The sequence below is a fragment of the Neolewinella persica DSM 23188 genome, from assembly GCF_000373105.1.
Taxonomy (GTDB): domain Bacteria; phylum Bacteroidota; class Bacteroidia; order Chitinophagales; family Saprospiraceae; genus Neolewinella; species Neolewinella persica.
Window position 1 is genome coordinate 127028 of the sequence record NZ_KB890414.1, and the last position, 20356, is coordinate 147383.

Here is a 20356-nt window from a genome sequence, read left to right on the forward strand (position 1 = left end):
TTCCTTGCTTTAGTCCTTTTCATTGCACCTGCGTTCTCGCCATATAACGCCTGACGAGGTTACTTTATGTAGTTGCCCCGCGCCTAAAAGAAGTATCGTGTAAAGCTCCCGACTTCGTAGCCGCCGAATCAGCATCATAAATGTGCGTGGCTCCACGCATCGTGATCAACTCTTTGCGTTGTTCGGCCATTGCCGACGTACGCTTGGCGCGGCGGTTCATATTGGCCTCGTAGACGTAGTGGTCGATAAGCGGAGCGAAGGTGTTGAGCAGCAAAATGGAAAGCATCCAGCCTTCGGGGTAAGCCGGGTTCATCACGCGAATGATGAGACCGATGAAGGCGATCAGAAAACCGTAGATCCACTTACCCGTGGGGGTGTCCGCACTGGAAACCGGGTCGGTAGCCATGAAGGTAATCGCAAACAGGAAGCTGCCCATGATCATTTGGTAGTACCACGGGATGGCCATGAACTTGAAGACGCCGGGAGTGTCCGCCGTCAATTCGGCAGGAGAAATAGCATTCATCATAAGCGCACAGACCACGAAGCCGATCAGGCCGCCGAAGATCACGCGATAATCCGCAATTTTGGTTACAATCAGGAAGACCATACCGATAATGATCAACGGCACACTCATTTCACCAATAGAGCCGGGGATACCGCCCCAGAACATCTGGTCCGTAGAGTACACTGCTGTCACGCCTTCCCAACCTTCTTTAGCAGCAATGCCAAGCGGTGTTGCTCCGGTCCAACCGTCAACAACAGCCGCGCCACCAGCACCGAAGGTGCTGCCGCCGAAGAAGCCGAAGATCGAATCAAAGACACCGTAGATCCAGCCATAGGCCTGGCCAAAGTGCTCGGTGCCTACCTTCTCAATACCCGCAATCCAAACTTCATCGCCGGAAATAGTAGTAGGGTAAGCAAAGAAGATGAACACACGTGCGAGCAGGGCAACGTTCCAAATGTTCATACCCGTCCCACCAAAGGCTTCTTTACCGAGGATAACGGCAAAAGCAATGGCGATGGCGAGCCAAAGCAATGGAATATCGGGTGGCATGATCAAGGGAATCAGGGCACCAGAAACCAGGAAGCCTTCCTCTACGCTGTGTCCCTTACGGGCAGCATAGATGAATTCGATTCCCAGACCGACGACGTGCGTTACGATGAAGATCGGGATGATCTTGATCAGACCATACACGAGCTTGAGGTGAAAACCCTCCAGTAAACCGGTGTGCTCTCCCAACGATACGAAGTGCTGGTGACCAATGTTCCAGGTACCAAAAACGTAGAGCAACTGGAGCGCAAGTACCACGTGCACCATCAGGCGCTTAAGGTCCATGCCATCCTTGATGTGCGTCCCGCCCGTTGTAACGGTATCGGGTTGGAAGAGAAAAGTGTAAAAGGCGTCGAAAGTCGTGTGGGCCAATTTATTCTCCTTGGCCGGCTCAAACTTTTTGACGAAATCGTGTAATGCTTTCATATTGCTATTCTAGCTGAGACGACCGAGAGGCCGCCGATTGTTCTTAATTTATCCCTGTGCAATCATCGTGTCGAGCCCTTCACGCAAAATTCGCTGCAGGGGCTGCTTGGAAACACAGGCGAATTCCGCCAGGGCCACATCTTCTTCCACAAGTTCGTAGATACCAAGTCCTTCCATCGATTCGAAGTCGTTGACCATGATCGATTTCATGAGCTGCTGGGTGTAAACATCCATGGGCATTACCTGCTCATAGACATTGTTGACCACAAAGGCACGTTTTTCACCGTGGGTGTTGGTCGTAGCCGCAAAATCACTGAACGTCGGAATGGTAGCTGAAACCGAAGCCCGTGGCTTAAGTGGTAGCAACCAGCCGAAAATCTCTGCTTCGTTGCCTTCCGCCAGAACCGTGATTTGATCATCGAAGAAACCGAGGTAACCGTCGGTACCAACAGCATCGCCGGTCAGGACATCCCCGCTGATAACGCGAGCGTTCTCGAGGGTTTCACCTTTCAGCAAATCGCCGATGTTGGCACCAGCGTACGTACGGACGTGGCGCGGGTTGCTCAGGGGAGCTCCGGCGAGCGCAATCACACGCTCGGTGGAGTAACGACCGTTTTTGAACAGCTCACCGAGGAGGATGACGGAGTTGACGTCAAGGGTCCAAACGGTATTCTCACCGTTGCCAACCGGGTGGATGTGGTGCATCTGTACACCAACGTTGCCAACCGGATGCTTCCCCATGAAGTAACGGTGCTCCGCACCGTTGACCCGGCTAAAGCCCGTTTCTGCGGGCTCCCGCCCGTCGAGACCAAGGTAAACGATACCTGGCGTAAGGCGGTTCAGCAGGTCGATACCTGCCTGGAAAACATCTTCACGACCAGCCAGCTGTAGTTTGCTGTCGGGTGCCAGGGGCGCTGAATCAAAAGTAGACACGAAAATGTCACGGGGCGTCACCTCCGGATCTGCAATAACATTATAAGGACGTTGCCGGATGGCAGGCCAGGCACCGCTTCCCAACAGAAACTCGACGAGTTCCTCACGGGTAGCGTTTGCAGCAGGAACATCGTAGCTACGGCTTTCCTGTTCCTTGCCTGCCAGGATAACGATGCTGGCAATGGAACGCTTCAGGCCACGATTGATCTCAATCACCTCACCACCAACGGGGGAGACGAATTTGATCCGGTCCATCTTTTTATCGTAGAAGACCACATCGCCGGCTTTGACAATGTCGCCAACTTCAACGACCACCTTAGGGATGGGCATCAGGCCGGGAAAATCTGGTGGCATGATGGCAAAGCGAACGGCCTGCACGTCGGTATCGATAGATTTAGCAGCCACGCCTTCCAGCGGGATGTCAAAACCTTTGTTCAGTTTATAGCTGTGCTTCCCGTCCAGGTAAGCCGGTGCCTTCTTACTGAACAGCTCGTTGAGCCTTGGGTACAGCCCCATATTGGCCTTTTCACCGTTGATGCCGGATTCGTTGGACTCGATAACCATGAAGTTATCCGCCACGCTGATCACGATAAAAAAGAAGATGAGCAGAGCTACGGCAGCAAGGCCGTAAAAGAGCATGTTTCCGCCACCAGCCGAAGCCTGAGACTGAAAAGAAAGGTTGACCAATGCCATCAGAGCGAGGCTACCGATCAGTCGCTTAAGAGATTTCATACGCTTGATTGCGTTAAAACTAAGATAAGAGGCTGAGATCAGCCCGAAAATGCTCGAAAAACCGCCATTTTATTAGGAGGTTTTCGAGTTTGCCGCAAAGTTACAACTTCAGAAGGTTCTAAGCTAGAAAGTTAGGCGCATGTTGAACCGCAGCTACTATTTAGATTGAATATAATTAAGGCCACTACTTGGAAGTCTTCCCGGGCGCGGACGCAGGTGCCTTAGGAAAAATTCAGGAGCAGGGTAACCATAATCTCCGCCCATTGCATTGTTGACCATCTGCCCGGCTTACCAATCTCACCCCTGCACCTGCGTCCGCGCCCGGTACTTCTTTAAACATCTGGTAACAACTCCCCCTTCCCGTGTCATTAATCACCGTCCGGTAATTGTCCAACGCCACAAATCGTCCAACAATGGAAAGGGTGTATCTTTGGTATGTTTTTAAGATTCCCTATTCCATAGTCCCTGCCCATATGAGATTTTCTGCCTTTTTGCTGCGTACCAGCCTGCTCGGTCTTTTTGTACTTTCCAGCCTCCTTAACCTTTCCGCCGCCGACTATTACTGGATCGGCGGGACCGGCAACTGGTCCGACATCAGCCACTGGGCTACGACCTCGGGAGGCGTCACCACCCACGCACAAGCCCCCGGTTCGGACGACGACGTTTATTTTGACGCCAATTCCTTTACTGGCCCCGGCCAAACGGTGACCCTAAATACGGACATCATCTTTTGCCGGAATCTCGACTGGCGAGGTGCTACAGGCACTCCTACCTTTACTGGAGGACGCAGCGTAACCGTCATGGTCTACGGTTCCCTGGAACTGATCCCCGCCATGACCTACACGATGAATGGCAGCATCGTTTTTACCGGAGACCTGCCGGACAACACCGTTAACTTCAGCGCCAATTTAGCTGGAACGAACCTCACCTTTTCGGGTGGTGGTGACTGGACGCTGACCGGCCCCGTTGCGGTAGACAGTACGCTTTTTTTCAACGAAGGCACGTTGAGCACCGACGGCCAACCCGTAACCACCGGCTATTTTCGCAGTGACACGGACGCCAGCCGGACACTGAATTTGGGTGCCTCCCGCCTCACCATCCGTAAAAACACCTGGCGGCCTTACCCGGAGGCCTATGCCACCATCACCTGGCCTTCATTATGGATCGATGCCCGTAACCTGACACTGGATGCCGGCACCTCCACCGTTACCTTAAGGGGCAACCGAACGGATCTTTATTTTGAGGGTCCGGGCACGCTCGCTTTCAACGAAGTCGTCCTCGATGCAGCTATGGGTAATTCCCGCCTGATCCGGTGGGGCGATCAAAACGGTTTTGGCACCGAGCCTACGGTCAGTTTCGCCCGGTTGGATCTGTTCCATCGTACGGAACTGAGCGGAAGCTACGCCTTTGATCAACTGGAATTGCATCCTGGCCAGCAGTACCGCTTCCGCAGCGGAGACACCTTCACCATCGGCGACCTGGTGGCCGTGGGAGATTGCCAGGGAGACATCGATCTGGGCGGAACGGACGCCGGAACGCCGGCCATCTTCACCTCCTCTGCTCCAATCACGGCCGATTTCGTAACCCTGAGTTCACTACAAGCCGGTGGAGCGGGCAGCTTCACTGCCAATAACGCCATCGACCTGGGCGGCAATACCGGTTGGACACTGAACCAACGGCCTACGTCGGATTTCTACTGGATCGGTGGCACCGGGAACTGGAACGACCCGATGCATTGGTCGGCCACCAGCGGTGGCCCGGCCAGCGGCTGCGTCCCTTCGCTGGCCGATGATGTTTACTTCGATGGCAATTCCTTCTCCGCCACCGGGCAGACCGTAAACGTCAACATAGAAAATGCTGGTTGCCGCAATATGAGCTGGGCGGCGGCGACCTTCCGCCCCTTCTTTGCCGGGCCCGACGATCACCGAATGCGGGTAGCAGGGTCACTTGCCTTTACGCAAAACATGGAGCATACTTTCGCGGGGAGCTACTTCTTCACTTCCAGCATGATGGGTAATACCCTGACCAGTGCCGGCCAGGACTTCAACCAGGACGTCACCTTCGAGGGGAGTGGTGAATGGACGCTTACCGATAGCCTCCACGTCGAGTACTTCCTGTACTTCCGCTCTGGGACACTACGGACCAACGACCAGGCGGTAAACACCAACTTTTTCTGGGCCAATACCAGCGACGTAAGGGAGCTCTATTTGGGAGGTTCATACATAACGCTGGAATCCCGGAACAACATTTATTTCTACTCCGAAATGCAGTTACTGGCTGATAACCTGACTTTCGACGCCGGCACCTCGGTCATCGAGTTTACGGGCGGCTACAACGGAGGACTTTATGCTTACGGGAACGGGGCCTTGACCTTAAACGTAGTCCTTTTCAGCTCCACTTATGGTTCCTTGTATCAGTCCATCTTCGATCCAGCAAACCCTTCTCCGCTTGCTGTCGATTCCCTGCTCTATTATAACTCCGGATCACTGGGCGGGGAGAATAACATCAATTACCTCTACTTCCAGCCCGGCCGTACTTATGAACTGGCCAACGGCAGCACGCAAAACATAACGGAGCTCGACGCCGGTGGAAGCTGCGACGCAGGTCACACTAACATCATTCATTCTTACCCTGAAACGACTTCCTCCATCAGCCTGCCGCCCGGTCAAAGTTTTGACCGGCTATTCTTGCAGGGCATTACCGTCACGGGCGGTGCGCCAGCGATCGCCAATAACTCTGTAGACGGCGGTGGAAATTCTGGCTGGACGATCAATGAAGAAGCCAGCCGGACCCTCTACTGGGTAGGTGGTGACGGTGATGGTGACTGGTTCGACCGGGCTCACTGGTCCCTGACCTCCGGCGGGATGGGGGGAGAATGTGTTCCCACTCCGATTGATGATGTTATTTTCGACGAGGGTAGCCCGCTTTCGCCGGGCATCGGCTTCAGCGTGATCAACGGCACCACCAACACCGTCTTTTGCCACAACATTGACTGGACTGCAGGGCTTACCGTTCCGGTTTATTTTCAGGTTAATCAACTGCGGGTCGCGGGTAGCTTTACCAACCGTTCCACAGCCCTAAATTTTCAGTCTAACCCCGTCATTTTCTACGGAGCCGAAGATCAAACCATTACCACTGGCGGGATACGTTTTTACCAATTCATAATGCGGCCGACCGGCACTTATACCTTCCTCGATGATTTGGAAGGGGAAGACATCGTCCACCAAACCGGTACCGTCAACTTCGCCAACCAGCTGGCAGAACTACGGCACATCAGGGTAGAATTCAGTGTCAACCCCAAATTCCTAAATCTGGGAAGTACACACTTCAAAATATACGGTGAAACAGATCCTTACATCCGCGGGCTGTACGTGTACAGCGATTCTAAAGTTACCATTGACCCCGGCACTTCTTTACTGGAATTTACTGGTTTTAATGCCGACATAGACGCTGGCATCCCCATTAACCTGAACAATGTTCTATTCAGCAATGCCGGAGGCAACGGAAAAATCCAGGCGGAATTCGTTCCGTCAAGCGCCGTTATGGCCAACGCTGTCGTCTTCAACGGAAACGGCCAGGTGGACCTGGCCATGACCACCGACACCCTGATTATGGCCCCGGGAAAGTCTTACGTATTCCGGGCTAACAAAACCCAGTTCATCAATAAATACTGGCAGGTTATAGGAAACAACTGTACACCTATCTCCCTGCAATCAAGCATACTGGGCACTGCCGCTACGGCAAGCATGCCGGTACAGGGAGAGATTCTTGCTGATTTCATCCAGATGCGAGACATTACCGGGGTGGGCGGGGCCAGCTTCCTGGCAGGCTCACGGAGTACGGACATTGCCAACTCTAACCTTAACTGGGTCTTCGAAACTGCTCCGGAATTCGAAACTGTAGGTTTCTTAGGGGAGGATCAAACACTGTGTGCTGGTGGAGATGTAACCCTTAATGCCTATAATTTCAGTCCGGGAGAAACCTACCGCTGGCAGGATGGCTCGACCGACACCACCTTCACCGCCAGCGCGGCAGGTACTTACGCTGTGGAGGTAACGTTTCAGACAAGTTGTGTTATCAGAGACAGTATTACCGTACTCGATGCCGCGGATTTTGAAGTTGCACTGCCTGATGACCCCGTCATCTGTGCCGGCGATACCCTGATCCTGAGCGGAGATGCCGGCATTAACTCCGCCGACTACCTCTGGCAAGACGGCAGTACCTCCCCTACCCTGGCCGCCTTTGCCACTGGTTTCTATAAATTAGTGGTCGATTTAGGTGGGTGTGAAAAATCCGACAGTACGTTGGTCACCGTTACCGATCTGCCAACCGTCACCCTGGGGCAGGACCAGGTAGCCTGTGATCAGGAGGATTTTACGCTAACTGCTAACGTCAGTGCCGAAAGTTTCCAATGGCAGGATGGCTCAACGGGCACAACTTTCACCAACGACCAGCCCGGTTTTTACTGGGTGGAAGCCTTAAACGGTGCCTGCCCCGTCCGGGACAGCGTTGAGGTGACCTACGTTACGCCAACGACCGTTGACCTGGGCACCGACACGACCTTATGCGTTGCCAACCAGTTCACCCTAAATGCCGGAGCCCCAGGGTATGATTACACCTGGCAGGACGGTAGTGGCGGACAGAACTTTACGGCCGTTGCCAGCGGACAATACTTCGTAGAAATCGATACGGCCGGCTGTACTTCCTCCGACACGATAAACCTGGTCTTCCCGGACCTGCCCGTTATCGACGTCGTTGACGGCTACGAGATCTGTGACGGTGAGACGTTCCGGCTCGTCACCCAAACGCCTGCTGACGCAATTCGGTGGGACAACGGGCAGAACGGCTCTGAGTTCGTGGTCACCGTCGGCGGCAACTTCTCCGTGTCCATGGATTTTGGCACTTGTACGGTAGACAAACCATTCCAGGTAGACTTTCTCGCGCCGCCGGTGGTAGAGCTTGGCCCGGACGTAACGGAATGCGAAGGCATCCCAGTAGTACTCGATGCCGGGATGACCGGCGTTTGGCAAGACGGCTCAACGGCAGCGACCTTCAGTACACTGATGCCCGGTGAATTTAAAGTGGTTGTCACCGACGGTCCTTGTATGGTAGCAGATAGCCTGAACGTGACCTTCCTGGCCGCCCCGGAATTCTCTCTCGGCGACGATCAACTTGCCTGCGAGGGTGAAGTCCTCAACGTAGCCGTCACGCCCAACAACCTGGGCATCATATTCTGGGACGACGGGTTGGATGTCGCAAACCGATCATTCACGAGCTCCGTACTCCACTGGGTCGAAGTAGAAGACGCCAATGGCTGTATTACCCGGGACTCGGTTCAGCTTACCTTCCAGGCACCTCCGGAGCTGGAATTAGGGCAGGACACGACGGTTTGTGACGATCGGCCTTACCTACTTACCCCCCTGGCCGGACCGGGTAACCTCTCGTGGCCCGACGGCAGTGCCAGTCCCGAATTCGAAGTGATATCCCCTGGACCTCTTGTCGCGACCCTGGACGATGGCGTATGTTTGGTCAGGGACACCGTGATCATTACCCAACGAGAATGTTTAGACTTCAAGGCTTATATGCCGACAGCCTTCTCTCCCAACTTCGATGGTGTCAACGATGAATTTCGTCCGGGAACTAACCCTCGGATCGAAATCATTTCCTATCGAATGGAAGTTTTTGACCGTTGGGGAGGACTGCGTTTCGCCTCAGATGACATCACCAATGGCTGGGACGGAATGGATGCAGGTCAGGCAGTAGAAATGGGCGTGTACCTCTACAGCATCGAACTTACCTATCGGGATGACCGGGGGGTTGGTTCTGCGGTGATTGGGGGGGACGTTACGGTAATAAAGTAGGTGATGGCTATAATGCCTTTTTCATCCGGTGTATCTTTTGCTGACGTAGTCGTAAAAGTTTATCGGATGTATAAAAGGTGGTAGAGCACGCGATTAGACACATCGGATGAACTTCCATCCGGCTGCGCCAGGCTGGAAGATGCATCCGATGAGCGAACCGCTGTATTTCGCGAAATCTAAAATTCTAACTACCCTACATCCGATGAGCGCGTCGCATTAACCAGCATTAAAAGCCATACTCTTCCGAATCTGCTCCGTCCGTTCGGGCCCAACAAATTTATTGCACAAGTAAAGGCCCAATGGAAGGGAGGAGGCAACGGCTCCTGCAGTAATTATCCCGTCATCTTCTACAATGACTTCTTTTTCAACGACTTCGCCGCAATAGGGGCGCAGTGCTGGGTATTCATTAAAGTGGGTAGTGGCCTTCCGCCCGTTCAGGAACCCAGCGGCGCCCAGCAGCAGAGCGCCGGTACAAACGGAGGTTTTGAGGGGGACCGGGGCGGCAGTCCTCAGCCAATTCATAAAAGTGGGGTCGTGTTGCAGTTCACGGGTGCCGAAGCCGCCGGGGACAAAAATGAGGTCGTAGTCGCTGAGGTCCGGTAAGACGCGGTCCATAACTATTTTCAGGCCGAAGTTATCGTGAACCTGTGGGGAGATCCCACACAGGTCCCAGGTAAAACCAGGCAAATGGCCCTGGGACTGGAGTCGGCTCAGGGGATCGTAGAAGCCGATAAAGTCGAGCAGGGTGAGGTTATCGTAGAGGATGTAGGCGGCTTTCATGGGCGGGGGCGCGGGTGCAATGAATGGGTTTCAGATAGCAAGGTACGGTGAGTTGCTGCTTGAGGACCGGAGTTAAAACCAATTCCTGGCTACTCGTTTTCCAATTCTTGTCTATCTTCCCTCCACATATTCATAACTACATTCATGCAAATCAAACAACTTTTACTCCCTGCCGCCCTGCTTCTGCTGGCGGCCTGCGGAGGGCCGGGCACTGCTTCCACCGATTCTCCCGCTGCACCTGCGTCCGCGCCACCACTAACCCCTACAGAAAAGAAGGCCGGCGATTGGACCCCACTTTTCAACGGAACCGACCTTTCCGGCTGGCATACCTACGGCAAAGAAGGTGTGGGTGCTGCCTGGAAAATTGACGATGGTGCCATCCACCTTGACGTAGCCAACAAAGAAGGCTGGCAGGCCGAAGGCGGCGGTGACATCGTGACCGACAAAGCCTACGCTAACTACGAATTGGAACTGGAATGGAAAATCGGTGAGTGCGGTAACAGCGGCGTCATTTACAACATCGTTGAACTCGATGAATACGACTACCCCTGGCTTACCGGCCCGGAAATGCAGGTGCTGGACAACAAGTGCCACCCCGATGCCAAGATCAAGACCCACCGTGCCGGAGACCTTTATGATTTCATCTCCGTTGCGGAGGAGAATGTAAAACCAGCTGGCGAGTGGAACATGGCCAAACTGGTCGTTACCGACGGTAAAGTTGAGCACTGGCTCAACGGCAAAAAGCAGGTTGAATACGTCAACAAAGGCCCGGAATGGGAAGCGATGATCGACAAGTCGAAGTTTAAGGACTTTGACGCCTTTGGCATGTCTACCTCCGGCAAAATTTCCCTCCAGGATCACGGCGACGCGGTCTGGTACCGAAATATCCGGATTCGGCAACTTGGAGAATAGTTGAGTAGTGAGTAGTAGGTAGTCCCCCGGCACACGTGCTATACGGAACTACCTACTACTCACTACAGGCTATTCACTCCCCACTAACCAATCTACCTATTTTACACTTCCATCTTCAAAAAAGCTTAAACACATGTCTACTACCACGACTAAAACGTTTGCGGACGTGCCGGCGAACCGCGACCGGCTCTTTTTTGCCAGTTGTATGGCCCTTGTCGTCACTTCGATGACCTTCGCCATCCGAGCGGCTACCCTTAAAGACTACACCTCTGATTTTGGTCTTTCCGATGCGGAGAACGGGCAGGTTGCCTCCATGGTATTCTACGGTTTCCCCGTTGCCATGCTGATTGGAGGTTTTCTTTACAATCAACTCGGCCCCAAACTGCTATTGTTGGTAGCCTTCGTCTGCCACTTAATAGGTCTGACGCTGTGGTTTACCTCCTCCGGTTATTGGGGACTGATGGGTTCAACATTCCTTGTTGGATTTGCTAATGGTTCCGTGGAAGCAGCCTGTAACCCCTTGGTTGCAGACATGTATCCTGACAAGAAAACCCAGATGCTGAATAGATTTCATGTTTGGTTCCCGGGAGGATTAGTGATCGGTAGCCTGATTGCTTACTTCTTTGGTGGATCCCTGGGGTGGGAAATGCTAGTAGCTGTTGCCCTGGTACCAACCCTGATCTACGGTGCCCTAATTTTTGGGCAGACTTTCCCGAAAACCCAGAACATCGTCGGTGATATGGGAGAGAACATAAAAGGAGTGCTGACGCCGCTTTTCATCATCATGGCGCTTATTATGACTGTCACTGCGACCACCGAATTTGGTGCAGGCCAATGGGTAGACCGAATCCTGGGTAGTTCCGGTGCTCATCCGATGATTCTATTAGGGCTTACTTACGGCGTGATGGCTCTTGGCCGTTTCTTCGCCGGGCCAATTGTTCATCGTTTTAACGCGGTGGGAGTCTTGCTGCTATCTGCCATATTATCCGTGATAGGATTATATATTCTGGGCAATTTTACCGGAGGTATGGTTTATATCGGCGCTATTGTATTCGGCTTAGGTATATGCTATTTCTGGCCGACAATGCTTGGCTTCACGGCGGAGAACATTCCAAAGTCCGGTGCCCTCGGACTTGCCTTAATTGGCGGAGCGGGAATGCTTGGTGCCGGAATATGGCAGCCATTTATTGGAGGATGGATTGATAATTACCGGGGGGAAGCTTTGCGGGAAAACCCTGAATTGGTTGAGCAAGTAAGTAACTATTACCAGGAAAATCCTGACGAATTAGCGACAATTGAAAACCTTCCCGAGGAGGGAAATGACCGTACTCTGTCGCTTTATACGGCATATACAGGAACTCGTACCGGGTTGATGGAAGATTTAGCAGGTGAAGATCCTAATTCCGCCGAAGCAATGGCCATTAAACAAGAATTAGAACCGGCCAATGAGGTAGAACTCGCTGCGGGTCAAGGCACCCTCAGCCGCTTGTTGCTTTTCCCCGCAGTACTCATTGCCGTTTTCGCCGGGCTCTACTTTTTCATGAAGAACCGTACGCCAGCAGAGGAGGCAGTGCTTAATACTGACGCTATGTCTACTCCTGGTTCCGCAATGTAGTGGTATAGTAAATAGTCAAGCAATCTGAAATCAAACAGCTAAGTAATCAAGCATTACTTAGCTGTTTGATTTTGGATTGCTCGACTTTGTAAAGAGGCGCGAACGCAGGATACAAAGAAAGTTTTAAAGCAAGGCCTTCCGGGACAGCACCTCCGCACGATGCCGAAAGTACCGTTTCAGGCCCGCGTAGCCGAAGACGGCCACCAGAATCACCGCCGTACCCCAGTAAAAATTCGGATCAAGTTCCTCGGCGTCGTTGAGCAGGAAATACGCTAAGGCAATACCGTAGACCGGTTCCAGGTTAATCGTCAGGTTAGCAGCAAAAGCAGAGAGTTTTTTCAGCACCCGCAGGAAAAGGAAGTTGGTAAAAGTGGTACAGAGGATGGCCAGGACGATCAGCCACAGCCAATCCATCGGAGTTGGCGGCCAAAATCTGCCGGGCATAAACGGCAAAAGCGGCGTGAGAAAAAGGGTGCCCGCTGATAGTTCGATGAAGGTGATCCGCAGCGGATCGGCCTTTTCTACGTAGCGTTTGTTGAAAGACGAAAAGATGGCGACAAGCAGAGCAGAGAGCAATCCTACCAGAATCCCTGGCGTCATCGAAGCGTCTACGCCATCGACGATCAACCAGATGCCGGGAAGGATAAAAGCGCCCAACAGCAGCTCATACCAGAGGAATTTCCGGCCGGTGATCCACGGCTCCACGATGCTGGAGAACAGGGAAGTGGTAGCCATGCAGATCAGCCCAACACTGGCGTTGGCCAGCTTAATGGCGCCGTAGAACGTCACCCAGTGTAGCGCTACGATACAGCCCAGACCGGCAAAGATCAGCACCTGCTTGCGGCCAAGTTCTTGCATAATTCGCCCTACGCGGACAAAGGCAAACAAACTGAGGCTGGTGAGCATCACCCGCCACCAGACGAGGGTGACGGCATTGAGGGGAATGATATCTCCCAGGATGGCAGTAAACCCCCAAAGAAAAACGGCAAGGTGGAGTTCCGCATAGGCGCGGGATTCGGAGTAGGCCATGTTGGTGCAATTGGGCTGTTCTGCAAAGGTCATCCAAAACATCGAGAAATTAAACGTGAATTGGTCGACGATTTTCAGCCCGGGCGAGAATGGGGATAAAGGCTCGCGGAGCGTGCTAGTGCGGCGGCGCTTACTTGGCAGTACAACGGCCAAAGCCGCTGCGCGCGCTTGATTGGTTCTGACGGTAAGTACGTGTACAAGAACCGGGCTACCCTATTTGGAGAACGGACGAAGAATTGATGATCAATAGCTCGTAGCTTATCCCAGAAGCGTGATCAAATAGGACTGCCGGATTAGTGGCCGTCGTTAAATTGAGTTCTGGCTTCATGGCGCGGAGTTTGCGAATCAATCAGATCAAGGCGGAAGAGCCCTACCTGGCGGGGGCGTTGATCTTTCCGCAGTAGGACCACTGTAAAAAGAGAAAGGCCGGACCATCCATAATGGATGATCCGGCCTTTCAATTTGAGATTAAGGTGGCAATTATTTTACCGACACCTTATAGTGAGGTGTTGGGTTCAGGGGGCAGCTGTACTGGTAATCACCGGCAGGGAGGTAAACGACACCCGAGCGGCTGGTTTGTCCACGGCCAACTAATTCTTTCAATCCAGAATCCGCGACTTGCTCACCGTCTTCATCCTGGAGGTAAAAGCCAAGGTCTTTTTCTACGCTCAGATTTTCTACTTCAAAGACATAGTAACCTGGTGCCAGGTTCAGGCCGGAGGTTTCGTAGACGCCGGCAGTTTGGTTCAGGTGAATCACACGGGGAGTACCTACGTTGATCGTATAATGAGGCGTCGGGTTCAGCGGGCAACTGTATTGGAATAGGCCCTCGGTCAGGGTCACTATACCGGTACGGCTGGTTTCACCATTGCCGATCAGCGCTTCAAGTCCGGAGTTCTTAACCTGCGCACCGGTTTTATCCTGCAGGTAAAAGCCGAGGTCTTTGTCTACTTCGGTATTGGTGACTTCAAAAATATAATCGCCGGGTGTAAGGTTCAGCAGTTGATTCGTGTACTCCCCCTCAATTTGGCTGAGCTGGATGACTGTAGGCGCAGCTTTCTTTGCCTTCATGGTCTCGCCTTTAGCGACCATATTATCCTTATGCGTCATTTGAGCAGTAGCGGAAAGAGAGAAGGTGAGCACCAAGGCCAGGAGGGAAAGAAGTTTTGCGAAATTTTTCATTGCTTTATCAATTGTAGTTGTGATGGCTTTATCAGCCGTTTGATTTGATATTGCAAAGATGGAGGTCGCTGTAAGGGAAAAAAGTACCGGTTTTTCCCGATGGGAGGTCAGTTTTTCCCTTCGCCGTCCGCTCCGATCGTTCGGATCGGAGCATCTACTTCTTCTTCCGAGGCGTCCGCTGCTTACGGGCCGGGGCCGCAGCCCCGGTTTTTGACTTTGGCTTGCGGGCACTGCTCTTCCGGGTAGCTTTCTTTGCACCTGCGGCCGCGCCTGATGATGCACGACCTGATCCGGCCTTACTTGCGGAAGATTTACGCCGACTGCTGCTTTTCTTCCCAGAACCGGAATCAGGCTCACCATTGATCTTCAGTACCTTGACCAGCGCCATATCAATCCGACGACGGTCCAGGTCCACATCCTCAATCCGAACGCGCAGCTGGTCGCCCATCTTCAGGGTTTTGCCCGTCTTGCGACCGGTGATGGATAGCTTACCCGAACCGAGATCATACGGCTCGTCCATGTCAGCAAAAGAGATCATGCCCTCCACGTAGTTCTCGGTGAGTTCCACGAAGACACCAAAGTCAGCCAGACCGTTAATGATGCCATCGAATTCCACCCCGACGTTGTCGAGCATGAATTCCGTCTGCTTGTACTTGATGGATTCCCGCTCGGCGGTTACCGCTTTTCTTTCCTGAGCGGAGATGTGCTTGCAAATCTCCTCCAGCTTCATGGGGTTGGTCTTGTACAGGCTTCCCTTGTCCAGGTTAGCGTCCAGCAGGCGGTGTACCAGCACGTCGGCGTACCGGCGGATGGGACTGGTGAAGTGGGTGTAATTGTCGAAACCAAGACCGTAGTGGCCGATGTTTTCAGAAGTATAAATGGCTTTGGCCATTGTCCGGATTGCGATCGGCGAAAGCATTTTCACCATCGGGTCTTCGGATGCCTTACCTAAAAGTTCGTTGTAGCTATTAGCAATACTTTGCGGTGTGCGCAGGTCCATTTTATAGCCCAGCGCTTCGGCAAACATGGCCAATTCTTCCACTTTTTCCATGTTCGGCTCATCGTGTACCCGGAAGACGAAGGGAATCACCTCCTTCAATCGTTCGGCCTTCTGAATCATGAACGTAGCCACTTCCTTGTTAGCCAGCAACATGAAGTCTTCGATCAACATGTTGGTATCGATCCGCTCCTTGATGTAGACTTCCAGCGGGGTGCCGTCTTCATCGAGTTTGAAACGGACTTCATTGGTAGCGAAGTCAATTGCGCCTTCTTTGAAGCGCTTTTTCCGCAGCACCTTGGATATCTTGTCCAGCAGGAAAAGCTCTTTCTTGAAGTCACCCTTTCCGGTGTCCAGCACATCCTGGGCTTCTTCGTACGTGAAACGACGATCGGAATGAGTAACGGTGCGGCCAAACCAGCGCTGGCGGATCTGGTACGTCTTGGGGTCCATGGTAAAGACGGCACTGAACGTCAGTTTGTCTTCGTGCGGCCGCAGGGAGCACAGCTCGTTGGAGATCCGCTCGGGCAGCATCGGGCAAACCCGGTCTACGAGGTAAACCGATGTGGTACGTTCGGCTGCTTCGCGGTCAAGCGCGCTGCCGGGGCGCACGTAGTGGCTCACGTCGGCGATGTGGATACCGATCTCAATCTGTCCGTTTTCCAGCTCCTGGATGGAGAGGGCATCGTCGAAGTCTTTCGCCGTCAACGGATCAATGGTGAAGGTCGTCACGTCGCGCATATCGCGACGAATATTGATCTCCTGCGGGCTGATCTTTGAGGGTAAGGCCTCGCTTTCGCGGACCACATCATCGGGGAAGGTAATTTGAAACCCGTTGTTGATCAGGATGCTTTGCATCTCGATTTCACTGGTACCTTCTTCGCCGAGTACGGCGGTGAGTGTACCCGATAGTTGCTTGAAGCGGTTAGGCTCCCAATCATCGATACGCACCACCACTTTCTCGTTCGTTTCCGCACCGAGGTTTTCAGAGCGGTGTACGGCAACGAGTAGCTTAGGGGCACCGACCTGGTCGATTTCCACCTCGGCGTACTTCGGATATTCTATGTAGGTGCCAACGAAGTGGGTGATGCTGCGTTCGAGCACTTCTACAACTTCTCCTTCGGGTTTCCGGCGGCGGGTTGGCGTCCAGAAGCGGACTTTTACCTTGTCACCGTCCTGGGCGTTGCCGAGGCGGCGACCGGGGACGAAGATGTCTTCTCCATCACCATCGATAACGATGTAAGCGTCACCGGAGCGGGTTTTGTCGACACGTCCTTCGATGTAGTCAGAAGAAGTCTTCTGCTGAAAATCGCGGGCGATCTGGTACTTGAAGTTGTCGGTGGGGCGAATGGTGCCGGCCTTTTCCAGGTTTTCGAGCGCGCTGAGGACGCTGTCCTGGCTATTTTTAACCTTTAGCTTACGAATGAGCTGTTTGGGGTTATACTGTTTGCGGTCGTTGGCTTTTAATTCTTTGAGGATGGCGCGCTCTAATTCGCGAGCCTTGAGCTTAGTGCCCTTAATCTTATTTCTAGACATGTAAAATTTACTGAGTTCGGTGCCCATTTGACACCACCGCGCGGCTTGGTTAAGTGAGCCTTTTGCCTTAGAACAAGGCCGGCCCGGTACGCGGATTTTTGGTATTGGGTTATGTTGTTATCGGTGGGATAACGGTTGGACAGCTGGAAAAGTTCTGTTTTTGTTTTTTCGGATGGTCCTGATTGAAGGAAGTTATGTATCCTTTACGTTGGCTTTACCTGACTGCTTGACTTTGTGAATAATCAGGGCGGGGCCGCAGGTGCCGTTAAGGTTAGAGATAGCAGGCTTCTGCAACGTCCCTGGGAGGTAAGGCGTTATTATGTTGAAAACCTTAGCTTTGGAAGTATGAGTATCGATACCCTCAAGGAACATTTCATTGCGTTACCTAAGGACTGGCAGGAAGAGGCCATTAACTTCATTACGAACCTGTCTAAACTTCAGGCCAAGAAAAAACCGTGAAGAGCGTTACTGGAACCTGATCGACAAGAACATACTCTACGACCACCATGAAAAGTTCATCTGGTACTTTGGTATAACTGATGAGGAAATTGGTGTTGATGACCTTACCAAGAGAATAAGAACTCACATTAGAAAGGCAATTTGTATGCGGGGTTTGAAAGGTACTCTGGAAGAATAGTTAAACGCAAAATTGACAGCCGCTTACGGGGAAGGGCTACTGAAGATGACTTTACTCCTTACTACCGCTCAAAGTATGGAGAAGTTTATCCAAGAGGTAACGTAGACCACCCATTTCTTAGTGAGGCGGAACGGCAAATCCATGACGCGCTAATTACGGAAGAGGAGTAAAAACCGCCGTACCTTAGCCCCATGTCAACCCTCCAAGAAACCCCCATCGTCATTATTGGCGCCGGCCCCGGTGGCGCAGCCACCGCCCTAAGGCTCTCTTACCTGGATATTCCCTGCGTTCTGATCGATAAAGCGACGTTCCCCCGCGATAAAATTTGCGGTGATGCCCTTAGCGGCAAGGTCCCTACCCTGCTCAACAGGTTGGACCCAGCCATTATGGAGCGGTTCCGGCAGCGGTTCACGCCCATTGATGTTTGGGGTATCCGTTTCATTCCACCTTCTAAAAAGTTGATCGAGCTACCATTCAAAGTTGGCTACGAGCGTATTCCCGACGCAGCACCAGGCTACGTTTCCAAGCGGATGGACTTCGACGCCTTCCTCATCGAGGAGGTGCAACGCCGGGACAATATTGACCTGCGGCTGAATACGGAGATCGGCAGCTGGCAAAAAACGGAGGACGGCTACACCGTGACGACCAAAGACAAATCCGAAAGCTGGAGCTGCCGCCTCCTCGTCGATGCCAGCGGCGCCCACAGCCGTTTCAGCCGTAAGGAGGCCGGTCAGGAAATCGACCACGACCACTACGCTGCGGCCGTGCGTGCTTATTGGAAAGGCATCACCGGATTTCACAAAGACAATTTCATCGAACTCCACTTCCTGGAAAAATACAACCCCGGATATTTCTGGATCTTCCCCTTGCCCAACGGAGAAGCCAACATCGGCCTCGGTATGCGGTCAGACATTGTGAAGAAGAAAAAGATCAACCTCCGCGAGGCGCTGGACGAGATCGTTACCTCCGACGAATTCAAAGAACGCTTCAAAGATGCCGAGCAGATTGACCCGACCATGGGCTACGGTCTTCCCCTCGGCTCTAAAGACCGGGTGTTATCGGGAGACAACTACCTGCTGGTCGGTGATGCCGGGCACCTGATCGATCCTTTAACGGGAGAAGGGATCGGCAACGCCACTTATTCAGGGTTCATCGCCGCCGAGCTGGCCGAGAAATGCCTGGCCGAAAACCGGTTCGACGCTGTTTTTCTGAAAGATTACGACGTTCGCATCGAACGGGTATTGCGTACCGAACTCCGTCTGAGTTACCGGATGCAACAAATCATGCAGATTAAATGGCTAACTAATTTCCTAACTGGCATCGTTGCAGCCAACCCTAAGGTGATTGAGGTACTCTGTAGAATGTACACCGACTTTGAATTGCGCAAGCAATTGGTCAAACCAATGTTCTGGTGGAAGCTCTTTCGGGCCAAATCTGGCAAGCTTCCGGCAGTAGATTCAACGGTTTCAAAATAACCTAACGAAATTTTAACATTTTTTAAGTTATATTTCGTAACAATTTGCTCCAAAGTGGAGTTAAAGAATTAGTTGATTAAGTTTCATATACTAGTGAGTGTAAAGTGAGCCTCCGACCCTATTTGATGGGTACGGGGGTTCTTTTTTTGCAGGTTGCAGCGTTCGCTTGCGCTCACGTTGCAGGTTGCAGCCGCTCACTTCGTTCGCTGTTGCAGGTTCGACCATAATCATCATACATAGGTTATTCCGTTTAGAATTCTGAGTTAGCCGCCAGACGACCTTTAATAGGCCAGAGGTTCGTCAGACGATTTTGGTCGAGTTGCGTGCTTTCCTCTCAGGGTGTGAGCGAACGGAATACCAGGGCTATTGATGTACTGGTTTGAGCGGCTAAGACTGGGGGCGCTTAGGTTAACGGAACGGCCTTCGTTACGAACGCAGAAGGAATAAACAGCAAAGCTGAAACCCGTTCTGCGTTCCAAAACAACGCCACAATAAAAACAATTTAGTCGCCCTACCCAATTGCCGCTACCCGACAAGTGCTGAGACACCTGCGGGTAGCTATTCATTGGGGGGGAAACTTATGTTTTCAAAAAGAGCAGATACTTCAGAGGTGGTCATCGTTCTTTCCGTTTTTACATGAATGGAAAGAGATTTTGGAAAATTACTATTTTTGTTGGAATTGTCAATCATGAAATATTGAAATTCATTCATTTTTGCATTGCCGTATAGCTGTATCGTTACTTCGCCATCATCTAGGCTATTCATTTTAGAGAATTTTGCAACTTCCTCTGGAACTGTAATGGCATGAGAATAGTTGCTATCGAAGTATGAAAAGTTGACGTGTAAATCATCGCCAATTGACACGACACTCATACTGTCCATGATGGCTTCAATGTCAACCTTTTCTCCGTTATTGATTTTTAGCTTCGGAATCGCATTTATTTTCCACTGACCGCTTTTGATATATTCTTCACCGGAATATGGAGTACTCGAAGAGTAAACTCCATATCCATAGTCAATCTGAACTTCCCATTCTTCACAATCATAGATTATGAAATGCGTGTCACTATAAAATTCTGTTTTCTTCTCACAATTTGAAATAGGAAAACCGTAGGCTATATCATGTTGCATGTGGCAGCCTATTAAGAAAAACAGAAATATGTTGATTAGCACCAGTGCCTTAAGTCGGT

11 protein-coding genes are annotated in these 20356 nt (G+C 52.1%); 4 read left to right on the plus strand and 7 right to left on the minus strand.

Annotation, left to right across the window (positions count from 1 at the left end; genetic code table 11):
- Positions 1–64: 64 nt before the first annotated feature.
- Both nqrB and B036_RS0102130 read right to left on the minus strand, forming a co-directional pair.
- Positions 65–1477, minus strand: a complete 1413-nt coding sequence (gene nqrB / locus B036_RS0102125; protein WP_020567036.1) for an NADH:ubiquinone reductase (Na(+)-transporting) subunit B — start codon at positions 1475–1477, stop codon at positions 65–67.
- Positions 1478–1525: 48 nt separating this feature from the next.
- Positions 1526–3142, minus strand: coding sequence for a Na(+)-translocating NADH-quinone reductase subunit A (locus tag B036_RS0102130; RefSeq protein ID WP_020567037.1), 1617 nt, complete (start codon positions 3140–3142; stop codon positions 1526–1528).
- Between the two features lie 473 nt (positions 3143–3615).
- On the opposite strand from B036_RS0102130, the gene B036_RS0102135 reads away from it, so the two are divergent.
- Complete coding sequence (locus B036_RS0102135; RefSeq protein WP_020567038.1) at positions 3616–9003, plus strand: T9SS type B sorting domain-containing protein; 5388 nt, start codon at positions 3616–3618, stop codon at positions 9001–9003.
- Positions 9004–9219: 216 nt separating this feature from the next.
- Here the strand turns inward: B036_RS0102135 and B036_RS0102140 are convergent, their stop codons facing one another.
- Complete coding sequence (locus B036_RS0102140; RefSeq protein ID WP_020567039.1) at positions 9220–9783, minus strand: DJ-1/PfpI family protein; 564 nt, start codon at positions 9781–9783, stop codon at positions 9220–9222.
- Positions 9784–9927: 144 nt separating this feature from the next.
- Here B036_RS0102140 and B036_RS0102145 point away from each other — a divergent pair, with 144 nt between their 5' ends.
- Both B036_RS0102145 and B036_RS27710 read left to right on the plus strand, forming a co-directional pair.
- The gene (locus tag B036_RS0102145; RefSeq protein WP_020567040.1) at positions 9928–10695 is read left to right on the plus strand and encodes a 3-keto-disaccharide hydrolase; all 768 of its coding nucleotides are present in this window, start codon (positions 9928–9930) and stop codon (positions 10693–10695) included.
- 133 nt (positions 10696–10828) lie between these two features.
- A complete protein-coding gene (locus B036_RS27710) occupies positions 10829–12310 on the plus strand; it encodes an MFS transporter (RefSeq protein ID WP_020567041.1) in 1482 nt (493 codons plus the stop codon).
- A gap of 123 nt (positions 12311–12433) precedes the next feature.
- Here the strand turns inward: B036_RS27710 and B036_RS0102155 are convergent, their stop codons facing one another.
- The 3 genes from B036_RS0102155 to rnr form a co-directional block, all read right to left on the minus strand.
- A complete protein-coding gene (locus tag B036_RS0102155; RefSeq protein ID WP_044101633.1) occupies positions 12434–13339 on the minus strand; it encodes a DMT family transporter in 906 nt (301 codons plus the stop codon).
- A gap of 480 nt (positions 13340–13819) precedes the next feature.
- On the minus strand, positions 13820–14521 hold the full coding sequence (locus B036_RS31520; RefSeq protein ID WP_020567043.1) for a hypothetical protein: 702 nt from the start codon (positions 14519–14521) through the stop codon (positions 13820–13822).
- Between the two features lie 154 nt (positions 14522–14675).
- Positions 14676–17054 (minus strand): ribonuclease R, encoded by a 2379-nt coding sequence (rnr, locus tag B036_RS0102165; RefSeq protein ID WP_157472001.1) that lies wholly within the window; start codon positions 17052–17054, stop codon positions 14676–14678.
- Positions 17055–17882: 828 nt separating this feature from the next.
- On the opposite strand from rnr, the gene B036_RS27725 reads away from it, so the two are divergent.
- Positions 17883–19166 (plus strand): NAD(P)/FAD-dependent oxidoreductase, encoded by a 1284-nt coding sequence (locus B036_RS27725; RefSeq protein ID WP_020567046.1) that lies wholly within the window; start codon positions 17883–17885, stop codon positions 19164–19166.
- Between the two features lie 558 nt (positions 19167–19724).
- Here the strand turns inward: B036_RS27725 and B036_RS0102180 are convergent.
- Positions 19725–20297: a hypothetical protein gene (locus B036_RS0102180; RefSeq protein WP_020567047.1), complete on the minus strand. Its 573-nt coding sequence runs from the start codon at positions 20295–20297 to the stop codon at positions 19725–19727.
- Between the last annotated feature and the right edge of the window lie 59 nt (positions 20298–20356).